Source organism: Methylobacterium sp. B1, from assembly GCF_000333255.1.
GTDB classification, from domain to species: domain Bacteria; phylum Pseudomonadota; class Alphaproteobacteria; order Rhizobiales; family Beijerinckiaceae; genus Methylobacterium; species Methylobacterium fujisawaense.
In genome coordinates, this window is the sequence record NZ_BACT01000376.1 from 1 (window position 1) to 7028 (window position 7028).

Here is a 7028-nt window from a genome sequence, read left to right on the forward strand (position 1 = left end):
CGGCCAGCAGGCTTTGCGTCGCGGGGACGGGGTAGCCGGCCTCCGCCAGCGCCGTCGCGACCTCCACCGGGCTCGTGCCCCCATTGAGGACGAGGCTGGCGCGCTTGGGTGGCGAGGTTCACCGCCACGTCCCGGGTGCCGGGCAGCGCCGCGAGGGCGCGCTCCACGCGGCCGACGCAGGAGGCGCAGGACATGCCCGTGACGGGCAGGGTCAGGGCGACGGATTTCGACATGGCGGTGATCCGGTTCGAAGCATCCATGCCGGGTCAGATGGGGCTTCCCATCATGGGAAGGTCAAGGGCGCGCGGGCCGGATATCGGACAGATCCGGGCGATGGCGAGCCGCTTCGCCCGTTGTCGAATCGCTCGTGCCCGGCCAAGCTTCCCGCATACCGGAGCGACGAGGGCGCGGATGAGCGAACCGCTGACGATCTATGGCGACCCGGGCTCCGGGAACTGCCTCAAGGTCAAGTGGGTCGCGGCCCATCTCGGCATCCCGGCGGTCTGGCGCGACGTGGATGTCCCGGGCGGCGGGACCCGCACGCCCGAATTCCTGGCCCTGAACCCCGCCGGGCGGGTGCCGATCGTCGTCCTGCCCGACGGCGCCGTGCTGTCGGAATCGAACGCGATCATCGTCTATCTCGCGGAAGGCTCCGCGCTGATCCCTGAAGCGGCCCTGCCCCGTGCCCGGATGCTGCAGTGGATGTTCTGGGAGCAGTACAGCCACGAGCCCTACATCGCGGTCCGCCGCTACCAGCTCCATTACCTCAGGCGGGCGCCGGAGAATCTCGACCCGAAGCTTGCCGAGCGCGGCGCCGACGCCCTGCGGCTGATGGAGCGGACGCTGGCCGGTTCCGCCTTCCTGGCGGGCGAGGCCCTGACCCTCGCCGATGTGGCGCTCGTCGCCTACACCCGCATGGCCCATGAGGGCGGCTTCGACCTCGCGGGCTACGGGGCCATCCGCGCCTGGATCGGGCGCGTCGAGGACGGCCTCGGGATCGGCCCCTATGCCGGGCCGGCCTGATCGGCCGGGGGCGGCAGCGCGGCGGTGCCGTATTCCGGCAGGCTGACCCGCACGGTGGTCCCCTCCCCCACCGCGCTCTCGATGGCGATGCGTCCGCGGTGGCGGTTGAGGCTGTGCTTGACGATGGCGAGCCCCAGGCCCGTGCCCCCGCGGGCGCGGCTCGACGCGACGTCGACCCGGTAGAAGCGCTCCGTGAGCCGCGGGATGTGCTCGGGCGGGATGCCCGGCCCGTCATCGACCACGGACAGGACGATCCGGGGCCCGAGCCGCGGATCGTCCTCGCGGGCGAGCCCGACGCTGATCCGGCCGCCGCCGTATTTGACGGCGTTCTCGATCAGGTTCTCGATCACCCGGGCGAGCTCGTCGGAATCGCCGGGGACCGCGAAGGGGCCGGCGACCTCCTCCAGGCGGATCGTGGCGCCCCGCGCCTCGGCGGGCGGGCCCTGGGCGTCGACCATCTGGCGGGCCAGCGCCGCGAGATCGACCACGGCGGTGGGGGCCACGTGCTCCCGCAGCTCGATCCGCGACAGCGACAGGAGATCGTCGATCAGCCGCGTCATGCGCAGGGCCTGGACGCGCATGATCTCTAGGAAGCGCTCCCGGGCCTGCGCGTCATCGCGGGCGGGGCCCTGCAGGGTCTCGATGAAGCCGATCAGGGTGGCCAGCGGCGTGCGCAGCTCGTGGCTTGCATTGGCGACGAAGTCGACCCGCATGGCCTCCAGACGCCGGGCCGAGGTGAGGTCGCGCAGGAACAACAGCGCGCTGACGCCGGATCCGTCGGGCATCGGCAGGGCGCCGATCTGGACCTCGAAGGTCCGCTCCAGGGGGACCCGGGTCGACAGCGCGACGCGGCGCGGCAGGCCGGAACTCAGCACCGCCTCGACGCCGTCGAGGACCTCCGGGTCGCGGAGCGCAAAGGACAGGGGCCGGGCGTGGTGCAGGGCCGGCAGGAGGGCCCGGGCGGCGGGGTTCGCCTCCACCACCAGGGTGCGCCGGTCCACCAGGATCACCGGATCCGGCACGTGAGCCAGGAGCGCCTCGGCGACGGCGTGGCGCTGCGTGGTTGCAGCCGGACGCGGCACCGGGGCCTCGCGGCCGCGGCCGCCGAGCCAGCCGCCCAGGCAGACGGCCACGAGCCCGGTCAGGATCAGCGGGAGATCGAGCCGCCCGGCCAGCGCGGTGGCAAGCCCGAGCAGGCCCGCGGCGATCGCGGCGCCGGTCCAGGCGGGGGAGCTGCGCAGGCGACCGGACATGGCAGGCGCGGCGGATCAGCGGGTTTCGGACTCGTCGCGCCACGCCCGGCCGGACGGGCCGGCCGTGCCCTCCGGAGGCCCCGGATCGCGCGCGCCGCCCGCCCGCTTGACGATCTCGTACAGGCCGAGCATCGCCAGGGCGGTCACGAACGGGACGACGTAGTAGCAGCCCCGGAACAGCAGCAGCGAGGTCAGCACCTCGTTGCGCGGCAGGCTCGACAGGGCGAGCAGGACCGTCGCCTCGAACACCCCGATGCCGCCGGGGGCATTCGACGCGATGCCCAGCATGGCGGCGAGCACGTAGATCGCCAGGAAGGTGGTGAAGCCGAGCGTCGTCTCCTGCGGCAGCAGCACGTAGAGCACGGCCGCCGCCGCGCAGACGTCGCCGATCCCGACGATCATCTGGCCGATGGAGACGGAGGCCCCGGGCAGTTCCAGGCGCCAGTGCTTGACGGTGATGCTGCGCTTCTTGGCCGAGACCCAGGCGAGGTAGCCGAGCACGAGGGCGAGCGCCGCGAGGCCGACGCCCTGATTGATCCGGATCGACGTGAAGGCGAGCCCGGCGAGCTGGCCCGCCTCGATGATCAGGCTCAGACCCAGCACCACGCCCATGCCGAGCCAGAAGGTGAAGCCGGCGATCACGGTCAGAGCCGCGATCTTGGCGGTGGACAGGCCCTGCCGGGCATAGATCCAGTAGCGGATCGTGCCGGCGGTGAGCAGCGGGAAACCGAGGGTGAAGCTCACCGCATAGCTCGTGAACGAGGCGAGCGCGGTGATCCGGTACGGCACCTTGATCTTGAGCTGGCGCAGGGCCAGCGCGTCGTAGCCGGTGAGGAACACGTAGCTGACGCCGACGAACAGGAAGGCGAGCCCGAGCTGCTCGGCGGTCGCGGCCGCGATGGCGCTGCGCACCTCCGCCCAGCTCACGCTCTGGACGAGCTTCCACAGGACGCCGAGGGAGACCGCGAACAGCACGATGCTGGCGCCCGTGCCGATCCAGGCATAGCGGCTGCGCCGGACCTTCCGCTTCGCGTCCGCGGCGGCATCGTGCTCAACCGGCTCGACCGGCTCGGCCGGGCTCCGGTGCTGTCCCTGAAAATTCATGCCGATCGGCGTCCGCCCTTCCGGCTGCGCGGCCCGGCCGAAGGCCGTCAGCCCGAGCCGGAAACTCCCGGACCGCGGCCCGTTGCCCCGCATGTAGGCCGAACCGGCGCCCAAGACCAGGGAAGCGGCCGCCGGGACAGGCGTTCTATCCTCAGCCGGGCATCCGACCGAGCCGCGCCGCCGCCTCGGCGAGGCCCCGCCGGATCCGGGCCGGCACCTCCGGCGCGGTGCAGACATAGGTCGGACTCGGATGCGGCACCCGGATGACCGGCAGGTCGGGGCGGAGCACCGCGAGCGCCGGCGCCGCCTCGCCGGCGAAGCGGCCGGCCAGCACCGCCACGGCGAGGCGCGGCAGGAGGTCGAGGAGCGGGGCCAGATAGGGCGCGGCGGCCGCGACCTCCGCGCGGCGGGGCGCGCGGTTGCGTGCGCCCTCCTGGTGGATCAGCCAGGGGACGGCGTTCCAGATCAGCGTGTCGGCGCGGGCGATGCCGGCCTCGGCGAGGAAGCGGAACAGGTTCGCGGCGGTGCCGTTCGCGCTGTCGCGGGTCACGAAGCCGGTGCGCAGCACCGCCGGGCCCGGCGTCTCGAGGAGGAGCAGCATCCGGGCGTCGACGCCGCCATCCAGGGGGTCGGGCGCCGGGACCGGGGCGCCACGCTCGGCCGCAATGCGCGCGGCGAGGGCCCGGATCGGGGCGATGTGGGGGCTGCCGATCAGGGCGCGGCGTGCCGCGAGGGCGTCCGGATCGGCCAGGGCCCTCGGCGCCTGCGGCTCAGCCGGCATCGAGCCCGGGGACGGTCACGCCGAGCGGGCCGGACAGGCGGAAGCGCTCGAGGCCCTCCTCCCGGGCGAGGCGCGCGTCGAGGCCGGCCAGGCCGCCGAACTGGAAACCGATCTGGCTGGCATAGGCCGCGCAGGCGGCGCGCTTGCGGGCTTGCGCCTCCGGATCGAGGCGCATCACCGGCTCGGGAAGCCCCGCGAACAGCGCGGCCAGCGGCGCCTTCGGCGCGGCCTCCCGCACCGTGTAGGGAAAATCGCGCCACCACAGGATCGGTGACGGCACGGCGAGCCCGCGCAGCGCCCGGACCGCCTGGACGTGATCGACATGGCCGCCGATCGCCTGGGGGGCGAGGATCAGGTCGGGCCGCTCGGCGGCGATCAGATCCGCCAGGGCGGGGGCGAGGTCGCCCACGATGCCGTCGTCGGCGCGGGTCTCGGAGAAGAGCTCCGGCGGCGCGCCGTAGCCCCGGTGCGGCGCCTCCCGGAACGGCAGGTGGACGGGCGGCGCGATGCCGAGCGCGGCGGCGGCGCGGACATCCTCGGCCCGGCGCAGGGCCATGTAGTCGACCTCCGGCGCCAAGCCCTTGTCGAGCTGGCAGGCGAGGGCGAAGCCCGTCGGGTCGGCGACGCTGCCGGTGAACAGGGTCGCCATCACCACGCGCCAGCCGTCCCGCGCCAGGCCCGCCAGGAGGCCGCCGCAGGAGAAGGCCGCATCATCGAGATGGGGGGACAGGGCGAGGGCGATCGGCATGGTTCAGAGCCTGTCGGCTGGGGGGATGCTCCAACCCCGAGCCTCATCCGGAGGTGCCGGAGCGCAAAGCCGGCGCGAGGGCGCCTTCGCGGCTTGCGCGTCGCGGGCGCACCTCAGGACGAGACCCCGGATGGGACGGCCCAAGTGCGAAGTCCCGTCAGAGCAGGTGTGGCTCGGCGCGGAACCGGCAGCTGGGATCGTCGGGCAGGTCCGTCGCAAAGTCGGTGGCCGGCGTCTCGGAGCGCACCCGCGCGTAGACCTCCATGATCTGCCGCCCGACCGCGTGCCAGGAATAGACCCGCCGGCACTCCTCGAGGCCGGCGCTCGCAATGCGGCGGCGGAGCGCCGCGTCCGTGATGATCCGGGTGAGCGCGGCGGCCTGCGCCGGCACGTCACCCGGATTCACCAGCAGCCCGTTCTCCCCGTCGCGCAGGCAGTCCGACACGCCGACCGCGTGGCACGAGACGGTGGCGAGCCCGGCCGCCAGCGCCTCCAGGATCGTGTTCGAGAACCCCTCCGCGTAGGTCGGCGAGACGAACACGTCGGCGCGGCGGTAGAGGTCGGGCACGGAGCCGTACTCGGCATAGCCCGTGAAGGCGATCTCGCGCTCGGAGAAGGCGTGCTCCGCGGCGAGCGCCTTGGCCGGGTCCACGTCGGGCCCGATCCCCGAGATCGTGGCCGCGAAGGGCGTGCCCTGCCGGCGCAGGATCGCCAGGGCCTCGATGAAATCGAGCACGCCTTTCCGGCGATCGACCCGGCCGTGGTAGAACAGCCGCACCGGCCCGCCATGGGGCGCCGGCAGCCCGTCGGGCGTGGCCTGCGCGAAGCGCTCGGTGTCGACCGCGCCGGGCACGATCGTGAAGCGGGCGGGGTCCGAGCCCAGGCGCTCGCAGACCTCGTCCACGAAGGAGGCGCCGCCGATCAGCAGGGCGTTGGCGTGAGCCAGCACCTCGCACATGGCGACCCGGTGCGTCTCGCAGCAGGAGCCGACCCAGTGGCCGTCGCCGCCCTGGATCGAGACGACGCTCGGCACCCCGAGCTTGCGGGCGGCCAGCAGCACCGCCCAGCCGGTCGGGTAGCCGTACTGCGCGTGCAGGATGTCGAAGGGGTTCTGGGCGTGCTCTTGGGCGATCGCGTCCACCATGGTGGCGATGTCGCGCTCGAAATCGCCCGACGTCTGCTCGCCGAACTGCTCCAGGCCGATCACCCGCACACCCGGCACCGGCGGCGGCGGCCCGCCGCCGTAAACGCGGGTGCCGAAGGCGTCGCCCCGGTACTGCGAGATCATCGTCACGTCGTGGCCGGCGCCGACCAACTCGCGCAGCAGGTTCTGCGCGTAGACGCTCATGCCCGATATGGCGGGGAAGTAGCGGCGGCTGAGGAAGAGGATTCTCATCGTGCCGCCCCTTCGCGCAGACCGGGAGAGGTGCCGCGTGGCCCCCTCTCCCGCGCCGGCGTCCCGTCTCGCCCCGGCTCGTCTCTCACTGCCATTGCCGCCGCGTCTCCTGCTCGCCGGCCAGAACCGGACCGGGGCGCCGGCAGCCGCGGAGGTAGTCGAGCGCCTGCGGGATCATCACGTCGGCCCGGTGGCTCTCGCGGGACAGCTCGACGCAGATCAGCTTGCCGAAGTTGATCGCCTCCAGCGCCTCCAGGACGCCCGGCACGTCCATGTCGCCCTCGCCGAAGGGCAGGTGGATGTGGCTGCCGCGCTTCATGTCCTCGATCGCCACGGTGCCGATCCGGTCGGCGAATTCACGCACGGCCGCCGCCGGCTCGCGCTCGCCCGTGACGAGGCAGTGTCCGGTATCGAGGGCGAGCTTCAGCCCCGGCACGTCGAGGGACGCGTAATCGTCGAGGGTCTCGATCAGCATGCCGGGCTCCGGCTCCAGGCAGGGGACGACGCCCGCCTCCGTGGCGAAGGCCGCGACTTCGTGCAGCCCCTCGGCCAGCCAGCGCCGGGCCTCGCCGGGATCGACGCCGGGCTTCGGCACGCCGGCCCAGAACGAGACCGCCTCGGCGCTCAGCATGCCGCCGATCTCGATCGCCCGCTTGAGGAAGCCGACCCGCCGGGCGCGGCCCGCGGCATCGGCCGTCACGAGCGTTGGCTCGTGCTGGCGGG

General features: G+C 73.4%; 7 protein-coding genes and 1 pseudogene. 1 reads left to right on the forward strand and 7 read right to left on the reverse strand.

The window, feature by feature from the left end:
- Positions 1-233, reverse strand: a pseudogene (locus I53_RS31205) (heavy-metal-associated domain-containing protein); the annotation flags it as partial.
- Between the two features lie 178 nt (positions 234-411).
- Here I53_RS31205 and I53_RS11070 point away from each other — a divergent pair.
- The gene (locus tag I53_RS11070) at positions 412-1023 is read left to right on the forward strand and encodes a glutathione S-transferase family protein (RefSeq protein WP_043350463.1); all 612 of its coding nucleotides are present in this window, start codon (positions 412-414) and stop codon (positions 1021-1023) included.
- Here I53_RS11070 and I53_RS11075 read toward each other — a convergent pair.
- The 6 genes from I53_RS11075 to I53_RS11100 all read right to left on the reverse strand — a co-directional run.
- Positions 1005-2276 (reverse strand): ATP-binding protein, encoded by a 1272-nt coding sequence (locus I53_RS11075; RefSeq protein WP_083936034.1) that lies wholly within the window; start codon positions 2274-2276, stop codon positions 1005-1007. The genes I53_RS11070 and I53_RS11075 overlap by 19 nt on opposite strands.
- A 15-nt stretch (positions 2277-2291) precedes the next feature.
- A complete protein-coding gene (locus I53_RS11080; RefSeq protein WP_043350479.1) occupies positions 2292-3380 on the reverse strand; it encodes a lysylphosphatidylglycerol synthase domain-containing protein in 1089 nt (362 codons plus the stop codon).
- Between the two features lie 151 nt (positions 3381-3531).
- Positions 3532-4161 (reverse strand): uracil-DNA glycosylase, encoded by a 630-nt coding sequence (locus I53_RS11085; RefSeq protein ID WP_043350466.1) that lies wholly within the window; start codon positions 4159-4161, stop codon positions 3532-3534.
- Positions 4151-4909: a PIG-L family deacetylase gene (locus I53_RS11090; protein ID WP_043350470.1), complete on the reverse strand. Its 759-nt coding sequence runs from the start codon at positions 4907-4909 to the stop codon at positions 4151-4153. Before I53_RS11090 ends, I53_RS11085 begins: the two co-directional genes overlap by 11 nt.
- Positions 4910-5066: 157 nt before the next feature.
- Positions 5067-6305 carry a glycosyltransferase family 4 protein gene (locus I53_RS11095; protein WP_043350471.1) on the reverse strand — a complete coding sequence of 413 codons (1239 nt, stop codon included), beginning with the start codon at positions 6303-6305 and terminating at the stop codon, positions 5067-5069.
- A gap of 85 nt (positions 6306-6390) precedes the next feature.
- Positions 6391-7028, reverse strand: a 638-nt coding sequence (locus I53_RS11100; protein ID WP_043350481.1) for a sugar phosphate isomerase/epimerase family protein, incomplete at its 5' end; no start/stop codon positions are given.

Coding starts and splice junctions, on each gene's coding strand:
- I53_RS11080 (WP_043350479.1), bottom strand. CDS start 3,380: ATGAATTTTCAGGGACAGCACCGGAGCCCGGCCGAGCCGGTCGAGCCG.
- I53_RS11070 (WP_043350463.1), top strand. CDS start 412: ATGAGCGAACCGCTGACGATCTATGGCGACCCGGGCTCCGGGAACTGC.
- I53_RS11085 (WP_043350466.1), bottom strand. CDS start 4,161: ATGCCGGCTGAGCCGCAGGCGCCGAGGGCCCTGGCCGATCCGGACGCC.
- I53_RS11090 (WP_043350470.1), bottom strand. CDS start 4,909: ATGCCGATCGCCCTCGCCCTGTCCCCCCATCTCGATGATGCGGCCTTC.
- I53_RS11095 (WP_043350471.1), bottom strand. CDS start 6,305: ATGAGAATCCTCTTCCTCAGCCGCCGCTACTTCCCCGCCATATCGGGC.
- I53_RS11075 (WP_083936034.1), bottom strand. CDS start 2,276: ATGTCCGGTCGCCTGCGCAGCTCCCCCGCCTGGACCGGCGCCGCGATC.